Below are 614 nucleotides of genomic sequence, written 5' to 3'. Positions count from 1 at the left end.
CCGACCATATCCGTTCCGCCAGCTTCCTGATCTGTGACGGGGTGATACCGTCCAATGAAGGCCGTGGCTATGTGCTGCGCCGCATCATCCGTCGCGCCCTGCGCCACGGTCATAAGCTGGGCCAGGACAAGCCGTTCTTCTCCACCTTGGTGACCGCGCTGGTCGAGCAGATGGGTGAAGCCTATCCGGAGCTGGGCCGCGAACAGGCCCGCATCGAAAAAGCCTTGCTGGCGGAAGAAGAGCAGTTTGGCCGCACCCTGGCCGCCGGCATGAAGGTGCTGGAAGCGGCCATAGCCGAGCTGGATGGCAAGGAACTGCCCGGCGAGGTGCTGTTCAATCTTTATGACACCCATGGTTTCCCACCGGATCTCACCGCCGATGTGGCCCGTGAGCGGGAATTGACGGTGGACATGGACGGCTTTGAAAACGCCATGGAAGCCCAGCGTGAGCGGGCTCGTGGTGCCGGCAGCTTTGCCAATGATTACAGCGACCGACTCAATATCGAGGTGGTGACCGCGTTTTCCGGTTACGAAAAACTGGCGGACGACGACAAGATCGTCGGCCTGTTCAAGGACGGCGAAGCGGTTGATGCCCTGCAGGCGGGCGAAGAAGGC

At 61.4% G+C, this 614-nt stretch carries 1 protein-coding gene; it reads left to right on the top strand.

The window, feature by feature from the left end:
- The coding region (locus A3730_RS29205) for an alanine--tRNA ligase-related protein (protein ID WP_231884092.1) at positions 1–614 on the top strand (614 nt) is incomplete at both ends.

This window comes from Alcanivorax sp. HI0044, from assembly GCF_001634945.1.
Note: the sequence above shows the minus strand (reverse complement) of the source record. Positions and strands in the feature narration are given on the sequence as shown.